Origin of the sequence: Pseudoalteromonas sp. 31A1, assembly GCF_011378815.1 — a bacterium.
GTDB lineage: Bacteria > Pseudomonadota > Gammaproteobacteria > Enterobacterales > Alteromonadaceae > Pseudoalteromonas > Pseudoalteromonas arctica.
In genome coordinates this window covers 15,290-36,317 of sequence record NZ_WTKY01000006.1, presented here as the reverse complement: position 1 = coordinate 36,317, position 21,028 = coordinate 15,290, and the positions used below count along the sequence as shown (strand labels likewise).

Below are 21,028 nucleotides of genomic sequence, written 5' to 3'. Positions count from 1 at the left end.
GCTGGCGTTACGATAAATAAAACTGCTTTCCTGCAGATTTAATAAAATAGCCGAGTTTATCAGACTCGGCTTTTTCAGCCCACTGATAATATACGCTTCGCGCAACACGCGCACTACAGCCATAAGGTAGCTTTAGATAAGGTACTTTTGACCCTTTATAGTCTTTTATAACTAAAGGCTGCTGAGCGCTCACCAACCAGTGCCTAGCTAAATTATCAATACAACACAACACCTGCCCTTGCACTGTATTTTCAAAACGCCAATCAACAATAATAAACGGCGCATCATCAACCGTTATTGTTATTTTTTCGACAGGTGTTTTTAAATAAAATTGCTCACCTTCTTTACATAGAACAGAAGCAAACAGCTTCACCATGGCTGGGCGTGTTATTTCGCTGCCATCGTAAAACCATTTCCCCTTATGATTAATGACAATTGGCAGTTCACCACAATGATTAGGCTGCCAACTATCAAAAGGTTTGCTTGGCTCGCTTAATTGCTTGCTAAGCTCACTTAAAGAAATCACTGTTTTTTAAGTGTAATTGCGAATGTAACAGGCACTGCTGTTGCAATTGAAGGTAAGCCCGCTAGCTCTTGCAGCTTTTTAACGCCTTCGGTTACACCAAAATCATCACTATTAATAATAATAGGTGTTAATGATGATACCGTTAAATCACCACTTTGCGTGCTGTTAACGAGTACATCAATTGCCAATGGCTTTTTATTACCGTGAAAATCAAGCTCAGCTTTAATACCCTTTAATACATATTGACCAGGCTTTTTAATATTGCTCAGTTCTTTAGTTAAATTTGCAGTTAAAACAGCATTTGGAAATTTAGCCGCTTCGAATAAAAATGTCGTTAAACGCTCATTACGAATAGGAATTAGAGTTTCAGCTGATGTTAAATCAACATTAACGCTAAACTCGCCTTTATCAGAAAGCATACCTTCAAGGTTAGTAAAATGGTGTGCTTCAGCAATCGAATCTTTTTTAATTGAAACAAAGCTTAGTTGGCTTTTATCATTCACTAGCTGCCAATTGGCCTGAGCAACATTAGAAATAACTAAACTTGATAAAGAAAAACCTGCAATAGCTAATGCTTTAAACATAACGCACTCCTTAGTAATAAAATGAAAAGAATAAAAATAATATCACTTCGATGGTATCACCTGCGATGTACCCAAACCACCTCGAAATGACGAATGAATAATACAATTGGTATAGCGCAATAAAGAATTAATTAGATAGGATTTTCAGGCGTAAAACAAAAAACGGCCCACCAAACAAGTTGGTAGGCCGGTATAGCAAACTGGGGAGAAGCTATCAATTTGTTGCACCCTTTCAGATGCATCATCAACAGGATGTCCTACAGGATAGGACAGGCGGGACTTTAACAAAAGCACGCATTAAAATACAATCATATTCCTGTAAAACAGCTCGAATTGACGAACATATAACTATTTAATACAAATAGTTGCTTAAATTAACCTTATTTTAACTAAAGCTTGCATATACCTGATTGAATCGCTGTTATTCGCCATTTTTATTAAACATAAAAAAAGCGCCAAAAGGCGCTTTAATTAAAATGCTCAAATTGCATTAATGAGCTTGTTCCCAGTTGTCACCTTCATCAGCTTCAACTATAAGTGGTACATCTAGCGCAGCAGCTTGCGACATCAGTTCACAGATGTGTTTTGTGTACTGTGGTGCGCAGTCTGTTTTGATTTCAAATACTAATTCATCGTGCACTTGCATAAGCAGCTTAATTGTATTTGGCGCTTGTTCGTGTACCCAGCGGTTAACGCTCAGCATTGCCTTTTTAATAATATCGGCGGCAGTACCTTGCATTGGTGCGTTTATAGCAGCACGTTCGGCTCCTTTTCTACGCGCCCCATTACGTGCGTTTATTTCTGGTAAATGTAGGCGACGACCAAATATTGTTTCAACGTAGCCATTTTCAGCTGCTTTTTCGCGTGTTGTTTCCATGTACTCTAATACACCTGGAAAACGCTCAAAGTATTTATCTATGTAATGCTGCGCTTCGTGGCGTGGCACATCTAGTTGACGTGCTAAACCAAATGCCGACATACCGTAAATTAAGCCAAAGTTTACTGCTTTCGCCTTACGGCGCATATCGGTAGTTACATCATCAAGCTCTACACCAAATACTTCAGCTGCAGTTGCACTATGTACATCTAAGCCGTTAGCAAATGCATTTAATAGACCTTTGTCTTGTGAAAGATGCGCCATAATACGTAGCTCAATTTGACTATAATCGGCAGCAACAATTTTATAACCATCTGCGGCTATAAACGCTTCACGAATACGACGTCCTTCTTCTGAACGAATAGGAATATTTTGTAAATTAGGATCAGTTGAACTCAAGCGCCCCGTAGCTGTAATTGCCTGATGATAAGACGTATGTACACGCTGGGTTTTCTCATTCACCATTAATGGTAATTTATCGGTATACGTTGATTTAAGCTTTGATAAACCACGATGCTCTATAATTACTTTAGGTAGCGGATAATCATGAGCAAGTTCTTGCAGTACTTCTTCTGCGGTAGAAGGTGCACCTTTAGGCGTTTTTTTAATAATAGGCAGCCCAAGCTTTTCAAACAACAGTACTTGTAGCTGTTTTGGAGAACTTAAGTTAAATGGTTCGCCTGCTATTTCAAACGCTTCTTTTTCAAGCTCAATTAAACGCTCACCTAAACGTTGACTATGCGCTCCAAGCATATTGCTATCTATCGCAACACCGGTGCGTTCAATATCAGAAATCACACTAATAAGTGGCATTTCTATATCTTCAAATACCGATTTTAGCTTTTCATCAGCTGCTATTTTTGGCCAAAGCACTTCGTGTAAACGCAAAGTAATATCGGCATCTTCTGCGGCGTAAGGCGCTGCTTTTTCAAGTTCAATTTGGTTAAAGGTAAGTTGCTTTTTACCTTTGCCAGCAATATCTTCAAAGCTAATATTTTTATGACCTAGGTATTTAAGTGCTAGCGAGTCCATATCGTGACGCGTGCCTACACTATTAAATACATACGACTCAAGCATGGTGTCAAACTTAATACCATTTAGCGCAAAACCTGCATTCGCTAATACACTTTTGTCATATTTAAGGTTTTGCCCTACTTTAGCTTTGTTTTCATCTGCCAAAATTGGACCTAGCTTTTGCATTACAAATTCAAGGCTTAATTGCTCAGGCGCACCTGGGTAGTCATGCGCTACCGGTAAATACACAGCTTCACCCGCTTTTACGGCAAAGCTCATACCCACCAATTGCGCTTTCATGTAATCAAGGCTGGTTGTTTCAGTATCAAATGCAAATAACTCAGCACTATTTAATTGCTCTATTAGCGTATCAAATTGCACTTGCGTTAAAATAGTTTCGTAATGAGCATCTTCTACTTTTGGTAATTCAGTAGCTTCGGTAGGTACAGCTAAATGTGTTTCAGCATCTTTAGGATTATCAAGTAATTCAGCTAACCAACGACGGAATTCGCACTCACCATATAATGCAATTAATTCGTCTTTGTTAGGCTCTTGAAGTTTGAATGTATCAAGATCAGATTCAACTTCAACATCACACTTAATTGTCGCAAGTTCGTAGCTTAAAGGCAGATGATCAAGAGCAATTGCTAACTTTTCGCCTATTTTACCTTTAATCTCACTGGCGTGATCCATTACACCTTGAAGAGAACCATATTTTTCTAACCATTTAACTGCCGTTTTAGGACCACAGCCTTCAACACCCGGAATATTATCGACCTTATCACCCATTAATGCTAAGTAATCAATAATAAGTTCAGGGCCTACACCAAACTTTTCAACCACGGTAACGGGATCTGAAATACTGTCAGTCATCGTGTTTATTAGCGTAACGTGTTCATTAACAAGCTGTGCCATGTCTTTATCGCCAGTAGAGACGAGTACATGTCGTTTTTGCTCTGATGCTATACGTGCAAATGTACCAATAACATCATCAGCTTCAACGCCTTCAATACTAATTAGCGGAAAGCCCATCGCTTTAATAATACTGTGTATCGGTGCTATTTGAGTGCGTAAGTCATCCGGCATAGGCGGACGATTTGCCTTATACTCGCTATACATATCGTTACGGAACGTTTTACCTTTAGCATCAAATATAACCACCATATGTGATGGATCGTATTGTCTGATCAAGCTTTTAAGCATATTGATCACGCCATAAATAGCGCCCGTAGCTTCACCTTTAGAATTAGTTAAATGCGGCGGAGAATGATAAGCACGAAATAAATATGACGAGCCATCAACTAAAATAAGTGGGTTTTCGGGGATCTGAGCCATGGTGAATTTGGATCCTAAATGCAAAAAATTAAGGTAATTATAAGCATGCCATAAGGTAGTAAATAAAACGACAGTGAATTACTGCTTATCGTGTTATTAAAACTATAGCAAGCTGTGGATAAGTGTGTAGATAACAGCCACGAGCTATTCTTCCAAAGCATTATAAAATGCTTAGAAAATACTTTAACTGTATGTTTTAATTTAAAAAAGATAATACGAGGTTCTTTTTTTATTATTTTAAACCAATGTGGAAAAAGGTTTTCTAACGACTGCTTGTGTTGTTATTCACTTTGATTATTCGCGTCCATTTAAATAACCGGAGGAGTATTCTAGCACAATGGATCGAAGATCATAGCGATCCTTTATAATTTTTTTAAAGGCAAAGTGATCGCAAATGGCATAAACCGCAATACAACTTGCATAGAGAATGATTTTTGTACTAAAAATTTATTTTCGCGAGAAATTTTGAGCATGTTAGACTTCATCCGATCGACTTATAAAAAAGACTTTAGGGGCACAAAAGCATGAAAAACGTAGCGGTAATATTAGCAGGGTCTGGTGTGTACGATGGTAGTGAAATTAATGAAGCAATTTTAACTTTATTACATATAGCCAAAAATGGCGCAACGTATCAGTGTTTTGCACCGGATATTGAACAACTTCATACCATTAACCATTTAACGGGCGAAGTAATGCCTGATAAACGTAATGTATTAACAGAAGCGGCTCGTATTGCACGGGGTGACATTAAATCGCTGCTTGAATTAGACGTAACTCAGTTTGACGCATTAATTGTACCTGGCGGTTTTGGCGCTGCAAAAAACTTATGTGACTTTGCAATTAAAGGCGCAAAAGCAAATATTAATGAAGACGTACTTAATGCTTGTAAATCATTTGCAAAAGAAAATAAGCCTGCTGGTTATATGTGTATTGCACCCGCTTTGATCCCATTTATTTACGATAACGCTGTACTTACTATTGGTAACGATGCAGAGACAGCACAAGCGCTTAACGCATTAGGCGCTAAACATATAAATTGTGCAGTAGATGATGTTGTTATTGATCAGCCAAATAAGCTAGTTACAACCCCAGCTTATATGCTTGCGCAATCAATTATTGAAGCCGATGCAGGGATCGAAAAACTAGTTAGTAGCGTATTATCAATAAATTGATCTTAGGATCTAAAAGTTAATTATCTAACTGATTGCGTTTATTAAATTGCTTAACAAAAGTCAGTAAATAATTAAATTTTATTGCGTTAACGCAAAAAGTAGTCAGTTTTATTAATAAAAACGCCTCTTAGCATTTTATAAATTGGCTCAGAGAGTTATAATCGGTTTAATTTCCGTCATCTTTAATCGTGATTGATCACGTTCAAATCGAAGTGAGCAAGGCAAAATGAAAAAATTAACAGCTGCAGCATTATTAATGCTAGCAACCACTGCATACGCACAGCCATATGATAACTCTATGACTGAAGATGCAATTAAAGCACGTCTCGCGCCGGTTGGTGCTGTATACCTTGAAGGCGATAAAGCTGCTGTAGCAGCGGCGCCTACAGGCCCTCGTTCTGGTGAGCAAGTGTATCAAGGTGCATGTTTTGCATGTCACGGTACTGGTGCACTAGGCGCGCCTAAATCGCCTGACGATTGGGCTCCACGTATAGCTAAAGGTAAAGACACTTTACTTGAGCATGCACTAAATGGCTTTAATGCGATGCCTCCAAAAGGCACCTGTATGGATTGTTCTGATGATGAGATAAGCGCTGCTATCGACTTCATGACATCTAAGTAAATACAGCTGAAATACACAAAAAAGGTTTACTTCGGTAAGCCTTTTTTAATACCTAAAATAGTGTTTCTAGCCAGTATGATAGTACGAATATCAACTTGACGATAAGCGCTAAAAGTGAAAGTATAAGGCTAATAACTATACAATAAAAATAGCCGGTTAGATCATTGGAAGATAAACTCTCAGTATCGAGTAAATTGGCGTATCAAAATAAACGTCTAAAAACATTACTCAATAAATACAAACAATCACATCACTTACAAAATGCGCTGATACAATTATCAGAGCAAGCAAGTACTGTTGCCGAGCTAACCCTACTTTATCCCGCTATCCACGACATTTTACAAAAATATGTGCCGAGTAAAAGTTTTTATGTGGTGCTATCAAATCAATACAGTCAATCGCTAGAACTTTCTTACTTTTCAGATGAAAAAGATGGTATTGCCGTCGCCCTTAACCAATCAAATAGCTTTGATGAAGGCGCCACTGGTTATGTATTTAAACAGGGTAAAACCACATGTTTTACCAAGCAGCAAATGCAAAATGCCGCAGCAGAAGGCTTATTTAAAGCATTAGGCACTCCAGCAGAGCATTGGGTAGGTGTTCCAGTTTACCAAGAACACAATATTATCGGTGTTTTAGCAGCGCAAAGTTACGATACAAAACAGGGCTATAGCTCACAACAAATACAATTACTTGAGTTTATGTCGCTTTATTTAGCAACTGCAATAGAGCGTGTAAAAAAAAGAGAGCTCCTTGAGTCAGAAGTTAAAATTCGTACCCGAGCACTCACTCAAAGTAACGACGCGTTAAACCTTGAAATAGAACAACGCAAACGCGCACTTCAACGCCAACAAATTCTGTTTAAAATATCTGAAATAGCAACGCAAGCTAAAAACCTTGATGATGCTTACTTTAAGATACATGAAATAATAAAAACAATTACCTACGCAGAAAACTTATATATTGCACTTTACGATAAAGAGTCTGGCTGGATAAGCTTCCCTTATTGTGTAGATGAATTTAAAGAAAACACACAACCAAGACGCTTTGCTAAAGGTTATAGTGAACTGGTAATAAGCACTGAAGAAACGCAACTTATACACCCGTGTAGAGCAAAAGAATTAATAGAAAGCGGTGTAGTACAAAGAGCTAAGCCTGTACAAAAAGAGCAAATGGCCACTAGTTGGTTAGGCGCTCCACTTAAAACAGCTCAAGGTGTTATCGGCCTTATTGTTTGCCAAGCTTACGATAACAAACATATTTTCAGCCGGGATGATTGCGAGTTAATTACCTTTGTATCTCATCAAATTGCAGCGGTTTTACAAACAAAGCTCACCAATCAAGCGATTGCAAAAAGCCATCAAGAACTCGAATTTAGAGTAAACGAAAAAACCAAAGAACTGCGTCAAACAAATCTGCACTTACAAATGCAAATAGATGAGCGTAAAAAAATAGAGCAGCAGCTTTATCACGACGCACATCACGACTCTCTTACTAGCTTACCTAATCGCAGCCTCTTTTTAACTCAGCTTGAAAAAACACTACAACATTATCAGCGCTTTCCTGAACATAATTTTGCTGTTTTATTTATTGATTTAGATAAATTTAAAGACATTAACGACCAACTTGGTCACCATGCTGGCGATCAGTTTTTAATTAACGTTAGTGAGTTATTTGCCCAGTGTATACGCGAACATGATTTACTAGCACGCTTAGGTGGCGATGAGTTTGTTATTTTATTAACGCACTTAACTGAGCCTCAACAAGCAGAAGATGTTGCTAATCGTATTATCGATTTAATGAAAAAGCCTTTTTTCCTTAAAGGCGAATCACTTCAAAGTGGTGCTAGTATAGGAATAACCTACTCAAAGAAAAGCTATATGCATACGGATGAAATTATTCGTGATGCCGATGCCGCAATGTACCACGCTAAAAACTCCGGAAAAAATCGCTACGAGCTATTTCATCCGCTACTAACACAATCAATACCTGCGCAGGCACTAAAAGCACAACATCACCTTGATATATTACCTATGAGCTTTAGAAGCTCAGAAATAATTACGCTTGATGAACAACATCAGTCTGAATCTTTATTTGAAGCATTTGGTGAACACCCAATACTTGGCTTTACTAGCTTTGATATTTTGAAAAAGTTTGCATCAGATAAAGAACAGCACCTTGAGATAGAGTTACAGTTATTACAACGCGCTTATGCACAAGCAATTACCGCAGATGTAACTATGGCGCTGGTTCCTTGCTCTGGTTTACTACTCGAGGAGCACGAATTTGTTTTATTTACAGATACGCTAAATAAACAACAAGGACATAGCCAGCTCTGTTTGCTATTTGATGAGCAAGAAATTCGTCACGCAAGCGCAACACAAATAGAAAACCTCAAAAAGCTATCACAACTTGGTTATTCAATTGGTTTAAACAATTTTGCTAAAGATCGATGCGAACTTAATTTACTAACCGATATTAATTTTGACTATCTGCTACTTAGCTCGACCTTTAGTAAACGTGTTTTACAACAAGAAAGTTACGATTTTCAGCTACAAGGGGTGCTAGCAATTACGAAGCTCAAAGCAATGAAAGTAATTGCTAAAGGCCCATCAATACTTAATTTTAGAGCTTTACTAGACAAGCACGGTTTGGCATTTTTTGTGGGAAAACAACACGCTCTAGTGTGTTCTGAGTTACCTGAAATACAAGCAACCCAGTCTTTATAAAATTAGCCTGAGGTATTACTCAGGCTTTTTAAACATTGCACGAAGGTTAGCGACTCTTGCTTGGCCTTTTTCCATTCGCTCTGCTTGCGTGTTTGGCGCCTTTTTATTTTCAAACGCGAGATCGTCCTGCGGTAACTCTTGTACAAATCGGCTTAACTCAGTTTGTGAGGTTTCACCAAATTGACGACGTATTTTTGCATAAGTAAGTGTTAACTCCTGCTGCGCACGAGTAATACCGACATAAGCTAAGCGGCGTTCTTCATCTACGTTATCTTCATCAATACTTACCTGATGCGGAAGTAAGCCCTCCTCCATGCCTACCATAAATACATATGGATACTCTAAGCCCTTTGATGCATGAAGTGTTGATAAGTGCACTGCATCGGTTTCATCTTCTTCTTCGTTACGCTCAAGCATGTCGCGAAGGGTTAGCTTGCTAACAACCTCAGCCAATGTCATTGGCTCGTTGTCGGCATCACCGGTCAACATATCGGTGATCCAGCGATACAGCTCAGATACGTTTTTCATACGCATTTCAGCGGCTTTTGCACTCGGTGACGACTCGTACAAATATGCCTCGTAATTAATATTACGCACTAAGTCTTTAACAGCTTCGAGCGTATCACCGCGTACTGCGTTATCGGATAGCTCAACAACCCAGCGTGCAAACCCAGCAAGCGCATTAAAACCACGCCCTTTTAGTCTGTAGCCTAAATCGTTATCAAAACAGGTAGCAAATAAGCTCATGTGCTTTTCGTTAGCAAGCGTACCAAGCTTTTCAAGTGTGACCGTGCCTATTTCGCGTCGTGGTGTATTTACGATACGTAAAAATGCATTGTCATCATCTTGATTAACTAGCAAACGTAAATACGCCATAATATCTTTAATTTCTGAACGAGCAAAAAATGACATCCCGCCACTAATTTTATAAGGGATACGGTTACTCATTAATGATTTTTCAAAGCCACGTGCTTGATGATTACCACGATATAAAATCGCGTAATCTTTATAGCTGGTACGCTTCATAAACTTATGTGAAATTATTTCAGCAACCACACGCTCAGATTCATGCTCTTCATCGCGGCACCCTATTACTTTAATCGGCTCACCATAACCTAGTTCACTAAATAACTTTTTCTCTATGTCATGTGGGTTATTCGCAATTAAAATGTTAGCCGCTTTTAGTATTCGCCCTGCACTTCGATAGTTTTGCTCAAGCTTTATAAGTCTAAGCCCTGGGTAGTCTTTACCTAATAACACTAAGTTTTGCGGGCGAGCACCACGCCATGAGTAAATTGATTGATCGTCATCACCTACCACAGTAAAACGGGCACGCTCGCCTACTAGCAATTTAACAAGTTGATATTGGCTTGTATTGGTATCTTGATACTCATCCACCAGCAAGTATTTAAAGCGTTGCTGCCAGCGCTCACGAGATGTGGCGTTATTAGTAAGTAACAAAGTAGGGATCATAATTAAATCATCAAAATCCAGTGCGTTATAAGCACGTAGCTGATTTTGATAGCGAGCATACAGCTGTGCAAACAATGCCTTTTGCGCATCACGCGCTTCGCGTATTGCTTGCTCTGGCAGTACTAATTCGTTTTTCCAACTACCAATTTCCATTTTAAGTAGTTTGAGTAAGTCCTTGTCTTTTTTTAGCTCATCTTCGGTGAGTTCACTAAGAAGCTGATTGGTATCTTGATCATCAAATAGCGAAAAACCGGGTTTAAACCCTAATGTGCTTAACTCTTTTTTTATTATTTCTAAACCGAGTGTATGAAACGTTGATACCCATAAACCTTTAGCGTCTTGCTTTCCGAGCGTTTGCAGTACTCGTTCACGCATTTCTTTGGCTGCTTTATTGGTAAAAGTAACAGCGGCTATATTTCGCGCTTTGTACTCACATTTTTTCACTAAATAAGCGATTTTATTCGTAATAACACGGGTTTTACCAGAGCCTGCGCCTGCGAGTACTAAGCATGGACCACTAATATATTTTACGGCTTCATCTTGTTTAGGATTGAGTTTCATAACGACCAAAGAAATTTAAAAGACGCGCAATTTTAACGTAACCATTACTGCGAGCATAGCAATTGCCTTAATTAATTAAGGTAAAGATGATCATGTGTTAAATACCGTGGGTATAAGGTAATATTAGTTATTATTATTTTAGGCCGCATCGAAGGGACAAATATGATCAACCCAGCAAAACTTGAAGAAATTGCTAAGCAAATTACTAGCAATATGCCACAAGGTGTAAAAAACCTAGCAGAGACACTCGAAGGTAAAACAAAGCAAGTTTTACAAAACAAGCTTGCTGAGATGGATTTTGTGAGCCGTGAAGAATTTGATGTGCAAAGCCAAGTACTTATTCGTACTCGCGAAAAACTAACCGAACTTGAAGCTAAAGTTGCATTGCTTGAGCAACAACTTAGCACTAAAACTGACGCTGAATAATTATACCAATTGCATTAAATTAGTGTTCTATTATAGCGATAAGAAAATAGCTCAATAACAAGGCTAAAGTTATGGTACATAGTTGTTCTATATAAATAATTTTTAACGTAGTTAGTGAGTTATTTAATACGCTAGAATGAGCATTTTTTTAATAAAATTGGTATTAATTTAATGTACAAAAAAGGCAGCTTAGGCTGCCTTTTGCGTTTTACCAAGTTTATTCAAATAGCTCATCTAGCACATAATAAAATAACTTAGCCTGCTGCGCTAAACTCACACTCAGCATTTTTTGCGCAACTTGCTCACCTGTTATTGGTTTGTAACGCTTTAAAAACGGGAGCCGTGTAATAACAGGAAAAATAATACTACCTATCTTTTCTGCCACTCTAAATTGCTCACGATCACCTAATAATAAAGACGGTTGTAAAATACTTATTTTATCAAAAGGGAGTGCTTTAATATGTTGCTCAAGCTCACCCTTCATTTTCAAATAAGCACTATTACTGTGCGTGTTCGCCCCGCTTGATGACACTAAGCAGTAATGCGTAACACCATTACATGCCGCTAACTGCGCCGCTATAAACTGATAATCAAAATCTACTTTACGCTGAGCTTGTGTAGAGCCCGCCCGTTTACGGGTTGTGCCCAAACACGAAAACAATACGTCACCTTTAAAAAGCTCAACGTATTGAGTTAATTTTTCAAAATCAATAACGTGATTAACTAGCTTTGCGTGTGTAATAGGCAAAGCCCGACGACTTAACGTAACCACTTTGGTATAACGATCGCTCTTAAGTAGCTTATGTAGCAACTCATTACCGACCAAACCTGTAGCACCTATTAATATCGCCGTTTTAGTCATAAATTTATTTATTTTCGCCCACTTTATTAAGTACGTGCTGCACTGCTTTTTTGTAGCTTTGCGTTTCTTCACTCGCGCACGTTACTACAGATTCTAAATCATGAAGATGGCCGTTTTCTAAACCATAAACCCAACCATGAACGCTTAGCTCTTGGCCGCGCTCCCACGCATCTTGCACAATGTTAGTACGGCATACATTACGCACTTGCTCAATTACATTTAGCTCAATAAGGCGGCTTAAACGTTCGCTTTCTGGCATTGCATCAAGTTGTTCAAGATGCTTTTCTTTTACATCCCCTACATGGCGTAGCCAATTATCAATAAAGCCAAATTTTGCATTGTTTAAAACGGCTTGTACGCCACCACAGCCATAGTGACCTACTACCATGATATGTTTTACTTTTAAAACCTCTACAGCGTACTGCATAACCGACAAACAGTTATGGTCAGTGTGTACAACCACGTTTGCAACGTTACGATGCACAAATAATTCGCCTGGTAATAAATCAACTATTTGATTAGCAGGTACACGAGAGTCTGAACAACCAATCCATAAATACTCTGGATTTTGTTGCATAGATAAAATTTTAAAAAACTCAGGATCAGCTTCGCTTGTACGTGCAGCCCAACGTTTATTGTTATCGAATAAATTTTTTAACTTTCTCATTGCATCTCTTATTAAGTCGAGGACGGAAATTTAATGGATATTAGCAAGAATCAAAATATTACGAGGCGTTAACTGCTTTTCACAAAACGTTTTAACGCTTACTTGATAGCCTTGCTGTTGCAAATATAAAGCACGATCGAGCACAAGCCAAACTTCAATTGCTCTTCTGAACACATGTCGAACCAGTTCAACTCGGTCAGTTATTTTTTTTCGAGCAACACCAATATCTAAATATTTATTATAATCAGTACCTTGAGGTAGGTTTATTGCCTTTTTATCTGCAGCCCATACACAAAATGATTTAAACGAATCTGAGAATATAGCTTTGTTAACCGAAGGTACGCTTACATAATATTGCTCGCCAGTAATCGATTTTCTAAGTGCGTCAAAACCAAGCCGCCATTCTAGTTCTGTTTTACGTACTTTTTCCAGACGAGAAGGCGCTGTAACGGTTTCTTGTAATGCGAGCTTTAAATCGCGATGCGTTAGGTTAAGCTCACTTTTATTTGCAACCTCACTCATTACACGGTACTCATTAGCCGTAAATAAATGATAGCAACAAGGTGAAAAGCTAATTTGCTGTACTTTCGCTAAACTTGCTTGACGCATAAATGCTTGGTGCAAACCACCACATGCGTGTAGCGCTACGGCATGCATATCAGCATTAAAAAATTGAGTGATATCCTCTTTTAATACATCTGCTTGGCTAAAGTGCATTGCCAAGCCTTGTTGCTGTGCACTTTTTTGTCCTTGCTCGCATAAGCTTTGTTGCAGTTCAATACTATGCACATCAATTGCGCCATTAAAAGCAAGCATTCGCCCTAAGTGTCCTTTACCCGCACACCACTCTAAAACTGGTTGCTTAGTATTAGGTAGTGCAGATACAAAATCTTGTAACTGATCAAACTTACGACCTTTAATGCCGTTACTTATCCAAAACGGATAATCAGCTCGAGAGTGTGCAGAGCTAGGTAAGTCACATAGCTTAGCAAGTTCATCAAGTTGGTTTATGTGTTGGCTAAAAAATTGGTATAGCTGATTTTGATCGTTATCAAGAACGGTTACCTGATCATCAGTTAGTTCGTTAAGTATGCCTTGCAGCTCTGGCCAAGGAATAGTGTCAAAATCAAATGCGGTGCACTGCCAATACTGACGATGGCGCATTAAAAGTGAATCAAGTGCAAAAAATTGCTCAGCTAAAGTCATAACAGCTTAAAAAATAAAAAGACAATTAATTATATCAGCTCAGTGAGCTCTCATTAAGCAGTTATTTTTGCCTAAAAATCAGCCGTAAATACAAAGGTATTGAAATAATACTCACCAAAATAGCTGCTATAAGCATCCATGATAATTGCATCTTTTCAGGCTCTTGGTATTTATAAATAAAGTGAGATTTCACTTCGTCAAATTCGTTTTGCTGTATGCCATATAAGTCAGCTATTAAGCGCCACTTTGCTATCGACATATGCCCTAAACTGGTAGTGGGTGGGGTTATATAACTTTTTAGTACTTCAGCCTCAAAGGCGAGCTGATGAAAGCTCTTACTCGGTGCATAGTTTTGCTGGGTGACTGCAATGGCTTCATCCATATTCATCATTGCATAGCGCCAACCTTTTAGGCTCGCTTGGTAGAATTTTTCGACCGTTTGTGGATTTTGCTTAAGCATGTTTTCGCTGGTAAATAAAATGTCGCTATATACATCCATACCATAACGCTGTGGGCAAACAAGCCGATGAGCTACGCCTTGTTGAGTCATATAATAAGGCTCTGTAGTAACATAAACTTGCATAGCATCTAGCTTGTTTTCAATCCAAGCCTGGTTAAAATTTTCGCCATTGTAAACTTTGAGTTTATCTACATCAACGCCACTGCGTTTAAGCATAATAAGTAGCTCGGTGCCGTCATTTTTGCTCACAGCAGTGATACGTTTATTAACAAAGTCACGAGGGTGAAAAATATCAGACGTGTCTTTTACCATCCAGCAATAAGGTGAAAACTGCAATAAGGCTGCCATTGCAACAAAAGGCTGACCATTAATACGTTGCTGTAAAATACCAGAATGCCCTACACCAAATTGTGCTTCGCCACTGGCCACAGGACCAAAGGTATCAGGTTTCATTGGATTAGCTTGTTTAATAGTTACATCAAGGCCCGCTTCATTATAAAAGCCTTTTTGCTTAGCCATATAGTAGCCAGCAAACTGAAACTGATGTGTCCATTTTAGCTGTAATGTGACTGATTCTTGCGCCGCGATATGGCTGCAAAAAAAGCACAATCCAATGATTAATCCTTTAAATAGCAAATAGGTGTCCTCAAAAAGTATGACGATTACCTGTAACTATATGTAAAACGTGTAATAAAGCAAGCACCCTAGTTAGGTGCCAGCCTTTAAAGAAGGATTAAACTGAGGCGAGTTTTTCGGCTTTTTCTGCTTGCGGTTTTGATGTTAAAAATTGGGTAAAACACGGGTTTTGTGTTTCATCTTGTACACTGTAACCTAAGCGATTCAAATGCTCGTTAAACATCTCATACTGACTCGGCTCAATTGCAAAACCTGCCAGTACATTCCCCATCGAACCACCGTGATTACGATAATGAAACAAGGTAATGTTCCAATTGCTGCCTAAAGTATCTAAAAAGCGTGCAAGCGCACCCGGATACTCAGGAAATTCAAAACGCAATAAACGTTCATGTAATTGCTCTGGTGCTTTTCCGCCAACCATATAACGCACATGTAATTTAGCGAGTTCGTTATCCGACAAATCGCAAAATTGATAATCGTTATTTGTTAAGTCTTGCTTTAACTCATTAAGCTCTTGCTCGCCTTGGCGCAGGGCAATACCCACAAATATTTGTGCTTCACCGGGTCCTGCATAACGGTAGTTAAATTCAGTAATAGCACGGCCACCTAAAGAAGCACAAAACTGTTTAAAACTGCCTTTTTCTTCTTTAATAGTAACGGCTAATAGCGCTTCGTTTTTTTCACCCAGCGCAGTGCGCTCTGCAACATAACGCAGGCGATCAAAGTTTAAATTAGCACCCGAAAGCACAGCCGCTAAATGTAGTCCTTTTAACCCCGACTGCTGACTCCACTTTTTAAGCCCAGCCGTTGCAAGTGCACCTGATGGCTCTGCAATTGCACGCGTAGATACAAAAATATCCTGCATGGCTGCACATATTTCATCGCTAGTAACGGTTACAACTTCATCGCAAAACTTTTGCGCTAAACGAAAGGTTTCGGTGCCAATAATTTTAACCGCTACGCCATCGGCAAAACTGCCAACGCGATCAAGCTCTACCGGTTTACCTGCTTTAAGCGCTGCTTGTAAGCATGCACTTTCGTCGGCTTCTACGCCAATTACTTTTATATCTGGACGCAGCGATTTAATATAAACCGCCATTCCCGCCAGTAAGCCGCCGCCGCCAACAGGAATAAACACAGCATCAAGCTCGTTTAATTGCTGCATTAGCTCGCGTGCTACAGTGCCTTGACCAACAATGACATCCGGATCGTCAAATGGCGGGACAAATATACCGTTACGCTGATCTGTAAGCTCAAGCGCATGTGCTTTTGCAGCATCAAAGTGATGGCCATGTAATACAACTTCACCGCCAAGTGCACGCACTGCGCTGACTTTTATTTCGGGCGTTGTAACTGGCATTACAATAGTTGCTTGATGCCCTAAGTGAGATGCACTTAATGCAACCCCTTGAGCATGATTACCCGCAGAAGCCGTAATAACCACCGAGCCTTTAGGTAATTTATTTAATTTGTTATACGCACCGCGTAATTTAAACGAGTACACGGGCTGTTGGTCTTCACGCTTTAACCAAACATGGTTACCTAGCTTTTTACTGAGTTCAGCCATTTCGCTGACCTCAGTAACTTTAGCCAAAGGCTCCATGTTTGCTTGAATAATAGCGCGAAAATAATCGAGCTCTTGAGAGACCATAATTAACTAAGCGCCTCCAATTTAGCTAAGTCGCGCACAGCGCCTTTATCTGCACTGGTTGCAAGTAATGCATAAGCCTTTAAAGCAGACGACACATAACGTTCACGATCAACTGGCTTGTACGCCATTTTTCCGCGTGCTAATTGCTTTTGTTTACGTGCCTCAAGTTCTTCATCGCTTAGCGCTAATGTGATTTCACGTGTTGCGATATCAATAATGATTTTGTCGCCATTTTCAACATAAGCGATTGCACCACCACTCGCCGCCTCTGGCGACACGTGGCCAATTGATAAACCCGAAGTACCACCCGAAAAGCGACCATCAGTAATAAGGGCACATTTTTCAGCTAAGCCTTTTGATTTTAGGTAGCTAGTTGGATATAGCATTTCTTGCATACCTGGGCCGCCTTTTGGCCCTTCATAACGAATAACAACAACATCGCCGGCTTTTACTTCGTTATTTAAAATCCCTTCTACTGAATCATCTTGTGATTCGTACACCACTGCGGTGCCTTCAAAATGTAGCATTTCATCAACTACGCCAGCACTTTTTACAACACAACCATCAACTGCCAGATTACCCGAAAGAACTGCTAAGCCACCGTCTTGGCGAAAAGCATGTTCAACGCTTCGAATACACCCATTCACACGGTCATTATCGCCTTCATCCCAACGACACTCTTGGCTCATTGCTTTAGTAGTACGAATGCCCGCAGGACCCGCACGATAAAATTTGCGCGCTGCTTCGTTAGTCGGATCTGTTGCATCCCATTTTTTAACAAGCTCAGCCATTGTTGATCCAGCTACGTGATTAACCGACATATCAACTAAGCCCGCTTTACCAAGCTCACGTACAACTGCCATCATGCCACCAGCACGGTGTACATCTTCAATATGGTACTCTGGTGTTGCCGGCGCCACTTTACATAAAAATGGTGTTTTACGAGAAAGCGCATCAATGTGCGACATATCAAAATCAACGCCCGCTTCTTGCGCTGCAGCAAGTAAATGTAATACGGTATTTGACGAGCCGCCCATTGCAATATCAACAACCATTGCATTCATAAAGGCTGTTTTGTTAGCAATAGCGCGTGGTAATACATCTTGATTATCTTTTTGATAATACTCACGACATAAATCAACAATACGAGCCCCTGCTTCAACATACAGTTGTTTACGGTCTTTATGAGTGGCAAGCGTGGTACCGTTACCCGGAAGTGCTAAGCCTATTGCCTCTAGTAAACAGTTCATTGAGTTTGCAGTAAACATACCTGAGCACGAACCACATGTAGGACACGCAGAACGCTCTACTTGCTCTGAATCTGCATCACTTACCGATTCATCTGCACCTTTAACCATGGCATCAACTAAATCAAGTTTAATGTCGATGTTAGCAAGTTTAGTTTTACCCGCCTCCATTGGACCGCCCGATACAAATATCACCGGGATGTTTAAGCGTAACGCTGCAAGCATCATCCCTGGGGTGATTTTGTCGCAGTTTGAAATACAGATCATCGCGTCAGCACAATGGCCATTTACCATGTACTCAACCGAGTCAGCAATTAAATCGCGCGAAGGCAATGAATAAAGCATGCCGCCGTGACCCATTGCAATCCCATCATCAATCGCAATGGTATTAAATTCTTTAGGAACGCCACCAGCCTGCGTAATTGTCTCACCCATAAGCTCACTAAGCTGATTAAGGTGTACATGCCCTGGTACAAATTGTGTAAACGAGTTAACTACGGCAATAATCGGTTTACCAAAATCAGAGTCTGTCATACCTGTTGCGCGCCATAATGCTCTTGCGCCTGCGCGTTTACGTCCTTCAGTTGTTGTTGCACTTCTTAATTTAGCCATAGTTACCTCAGTGTTTGCCGCAATATAAGCGGGCATTCCTCATTCTAAAATTGGTGAATAACCGAGTGATTCAGTTACTCGTAAATTATTTTTTAATTCGTAATTACACAGCCTGTTGGTGCTGTAAGTTTTGTAAAGTGACTTCTTTAACATCAACCAGTTTATTTAGCTGACTGGTTAATAGGTGAATAGGTTTATCACTATCTACCGTCATGGCTACGTTGTATAAACCATCATCTATATTGAGCTGAAAATGCGTTAGGTTAAAACCACGATGACGCACCACTCGTAAAAAGCGCTCTACCGCTATACTTTGGCTTTTTAATGCAATAGTTAGGCTATGTTTCATTTTGCTTTCTCCGTCATCATTTCGTCGTTAGCAGCCCCAGGTGGTACAAGTGGCCAAACATTTTCTTTATCATCAATACAGGCATGTACTATGTACGGACCTTTGCTGTTAACTAATGCTGTAATAGCATCATCAACTTGGTTAGCGTGGGTAATTGTTTGCCCAGGAATACCAAACACTGCAGCTAGTTGAACAAAGTCAGGGTTATCTGAAAGGTTAGTTTCAGAGTAGCGCCCTTCAAAAAACAGCTCTTGCCATTGGCGAACCATACCTAAACGCTGGTTATCTAATATTAGTATTTTTACTGGTAAATTGTTACGGCGAATAGTGGCAAGCTCTTGAATATTCATCATGATTGAGCCATCACCCGACACGGTAATTACAAAGTCATCTGGGCGTGCTACTTGTGCGCCAATAGCAGCCGGTAAACCAAAGCCCATTGTGCCTGCGCCACCACTACTTAAATGATTACTCGGATGGCTAAATTTCATATGCTGCGCGACCCACATTTGGTGCTGGCCAACATCACAGCACACAACGCCAGTTTTTGGCATACGCTCACTAAGCTGACTAAGTAAATAAGGTGCATAAACCTTCTCACCTGGGTAGTCGTAACGCCACGCGTGCTTAATATTCATTTCTTTATTTGTGTCACACCAGGCTTTTGGTGTTACAAAGCACTCAAGCGCTGGTAAAGAGGTTTTTAAATCAGCAATTAATGAGGCTTTAGCAGGTTTTCGCTTACCGACTTCAGCGGCATCTATATCTAAATGGATTACTTTGGCTTTAGCTGCAAATTTAGCTAAGTTACCCGTTACGCGGTCATCAAAGCGCGCCCCTATACATACAAGCACATCACATTCTTGCACAGCAATATTAGCCGCTTGAGTACCATGCATACCTAGCATACCTAAGTAGTGTTCGTAATCTGGTAGTACACTGCCCAATGCTTTAAGTGTTGATACAGCCGGCATTTGCGTTTTATTTAAAAACTGCATTAGCTCGTCTTGCGCATCAGCGGCTTGTACACCACCGCCTACGTACGCTACAGGCTGTTTTGCTTCACTAAGTAATTGATTAGCAATAGCAACTTGATTTAAATCTAATTGTGGTAAGTATTCATCAGCTGCAAGCCAAGGTTTAAAAGGTACTTGCGCCATTTGAATATCTTTTGGGATATCGACAAGTACAGGACCCGGTCGGCCACTTTGCGCTAAATGAATTGCTTCTTGTAGTATCTCTGCTAAGTCTTCAGCTCGTTCAACCATGTAGCTGTGCTTAGTACACGAAAGCGACATACCTAGTACATCTATTTCTTGAAATGCATCTGAACCAATGGCTGCAGTAGGCACTTGGCCGGTGATCGCCAATAATGGCACTGAGTCCATCATCGCATCAGCAAGGGCAGTGATTAAGTTAGTTGCGCCAGGGCCCGATGTTGCAAAACACACACCTAATTTACGCGTGCTGCGAGCATAACCAACAGCTGCAAACCCTGCACCTTGCTCATGACGAGTAAGGTAGTGTTTGACTGGCGCGCCATACAGCGCATCGTAAATTGGCATAATAGCTCCGCCTGGGTAGCCAAATACTTCATTTACGCCGTGTTTGGCCAATAAGTCGATTGTTAGTTCTGCGCCTGTCATTAATAAAACCCTCATTCCTCAGTGACAACCCAATTACATTTTTACGCTTAAAACTTTAGGCTTAAAACTAAAAAGCCCTCCGAACGGTTAGGTGCGGAGGGCTTTTTTAATGCTTAAGTTTTTAAAGCACTACGAAGCCCTCGCGGGAATAATCACCACGATAATAATCAGGACTAGGTTAAGTGCATTTGTAAGCATGTAATTAATACCAAATTTTGTTCAATTATCGCGAAGGTTATTCCTTCGCTCTCTTTTTATATTAGTACCGCGCTAGGCCCTTTAAGTCAACACCAAAGTTAATCTAACAAAAAGACTAAAAGGCAATTTATCAGGTTTTAAAATTCATTATACAAGCTGGTAGTGGTTTTTTTAT

At 39.9% G+C, this 21,028-nt stretch carries 16 protein-coding genes; 4 read left to right on the top strand and 12 right to left on the bottom strand.

What is annotated here, in order from left to right; all coding sequences use genetic code 11:
• Window positions 1-7: 7 nt before the first annotated feature.
• From GQR52_RS08055 to polA, 3 genes are all read right to left on the bottom strand, one after another.
• Window positions 8-526 carry a DUF1285 domain-containing protein gene (locus GQR52_RS08055; protein WP_165728095.1) on the bottom strand — a complete coding sequence of 173 codons (519 nt, stop codon included), beginning with the start codon at window positions 524-526 and terminating at the stop codon, window positions 8-10.
• Window positions 523-1,110: a YceI family protein gene (locus tag GQR52_RS08050; protein ID WP_007582084.1), complete on the bottom strand. Its 588-nt coding sequence runs from the start codon at window positions 1,108-1,110 to the stop codon at window positions 523-525. Before GQR52_RS08050 ends, GQR52_RS08055 begins: the two co-directional genes overlap by 4 nt.
• A gap of 490 nt (window positions 1,111-1,600) precedes the next feature.
• Window positions 1,601-4,336: a DNA polymerase I gene (polA, locus tag GQR52_RS08045; protein ID WP_165728094.1), complete on the bottom strand. Its 2,736-nt coding sequence runs from the start codon at window positions 4,334-4,336 to the stop codon at window positions 1,601-1,603.
• Between the two features lie 524 nt (window positions 4,337-4,860).
• On the opposite strand from polA, the gene elbB reads away from it, so the two are divergent.
• The 3 genes from elbB (at window position 4,861) to GQR52_RS08030 (ending at window position 8,859) form a co-directional block, all read left to right on the top strand.
• The gene (gene elbB, locus GQR52_RS08040) at window positions 4,861-5,508 is read left to right on the top strand and encodes an isoprenoid biosynthesis glyoxalase ElbB (protein WP_165728093.1); all 648 of its coding nucleotides are present in this window, start codon (window positions 4,861-4,863) and stop codon (window positions 5,506-5,508) included.
• A 226-nt stretch (window positions 5,509-5,734) separates the two neighbouring features.
• Window positions 5,735-6,130, top strand: a complete 396-nt coding sequence (locus GQR52_RS08035) for a cytochrome c5 family protein (protein ID WP_007582093.1) — start codon at window positions 5,735-5,737, stop codon at window positions 6,128-6,130.
• Window positions 6,131-6,294: 164 nt separating this feature from the next.
• Window positions 6,295-8,859, top strand: coding sequence for a diguanylate cyclase (locus GQR52_RS08030; RefSeq protein WP_165728092.1), 2,565 nt, complete (start codon window positions 6,295-6,297; stop codon window positions 8,857-8,859).
• Window positions 8,860-8,874: 15 nt separating this feature from the next.
• Here the strand turns inward: GQR52_RS08030 and rep are convergent, their stop codons facing one another.
• Window positions 8,875-10,893: a DNA helicase Rep gene (rep, locus tag GQR52_RS08025; protein ID WP_024589913.1), complete on the bottom strand. Its 2,019-nt coding sequence runs from the start codon at window positions 10,891-10,893 to the stop codon at window positions 8,875-8,877.
• 162 nt (window positions 10,894-11,055) lie between these two features.
• Between rep and GQR52_RS08020 the strand changes: the two genes are divergently transcribed.
• A complete protein-coding gene (locus GQR52_RS08020; RefSeq protein WP_007582099.1) occupies window positions 11,056-11,319 on the top strand; it encodes an accessory factor UbiK family protein in 264 nt (87 codons plus the stop codon).
• A gap of 217 nt (window positions 11,320-11,536) precedes the next feature.
• Here the strand turns inward: GQR52_RS08020 and GQR52_RS08015 are convergent, their stop codons facing one another.
• The 8 genes from GQR52_RS08015 to ilvG form a co-directional block, all read right to left on the bottom strand.
• A complete protein-coding gene (locus GQR52_RS08015; RefSeq protein WP_165728091.1) occupies window positions 11,537-12,181 on the bottom strand; it encodes an NAD(P)H-binding protein in 645 nt (214 codons plus the stop codon).
• A 4-nt stretch (window positions 12,182-12,185) separates the two neighbouring features.
• Window positions 12,186-12,848: a carbonate dehydratase gene (gene can, locus GQR52_RS08010; RefSeq protein ID WP_007582103.1), complete on the bottom strand. Its 663-nt coding sequence runs from the start codon at window positions 12,846-12,848 to the stop codon at window positions 12,186-12,188.
• Window positions 12,849-12,878: 30 nt separating this feature from the next.
• Entirely contained in the window at window positions 12,879-14,054 is a 1,176-nt protein-coding gene (locus GQR52_RS08005) for a methyltransferase (RefSeq protein WP_165728090.1), read from the bottom strand.
• 61 nt (window positions 14,055-14,115) lie between these two features.
• Window positions 14,116-15,150, bottom strand: coding sequence for an ABC transporter substrate-binding protein (locus GQR52_RS08000; RefSeq protein WP_165728089.1), 1,035 nt, complete (start codon window positions 15,148-15,150; stop codon window positions 14,116-14,118).
• A 97-nt stretch (window positions 15,151-15,247) separates the two neighbouring features.
• Window positions 15,248-16,801 carry a threonine ammonia-lyase, biosynthetic gene (ilvA, locus tag GQR52_RS07995; RefSeq protein WP_165728088.1) on the bottom strand — a complete coding sequence of 518 codons (1,554 nt, stop codon included), beginning with the start codon at window positions 16,799-16,801 and terminating at the stop codon, window positions 15,248-15,250.
• A 2-nt stretch (window positions 16,802-16,803) separates the two neighbouring features.
• A complete protein-coding gene (gene ilvD / locus GQR52_RS07990; protein WP_096794061.1) occupies window positions 16,804-18,660 on the bottom strand; it encodes a dihydroxy-acid dehydratase in 1,857 nt (618 codons plus the stop codon).
• Between the two features lie 103 nt (window positions 18,661-18,763).
• Window positions 18,764-19,009: an acetolactate synthase 2 small subunit gene (gene ilvM / locus GQR52_RS07985; protein ID WP_165728087.1), complete on the bottom strand. Its 246-nt coding sequence runs from the start codon at window positions 19,007-19,009 to the stop codon at window positions 18,764-18,766.
• Window positions 19,006-20,655, bottom strand: coding sequence for an acetolactate synthase 2 catalytic subunit (ilvG, locus tag GQR52_RS07980; RefSeq protein ID WP_165728086.1), 1,650 nt, complete (start codon window positions 20,653-20,655; stop codon window positions 19,006-19,008). Before ilvG ends, ilvM begins: the two co-directional genes overlap by 4 nt.
• Between the last annotated feature and the right edge of the window lie 373 nt (window positions 20,656-21,028).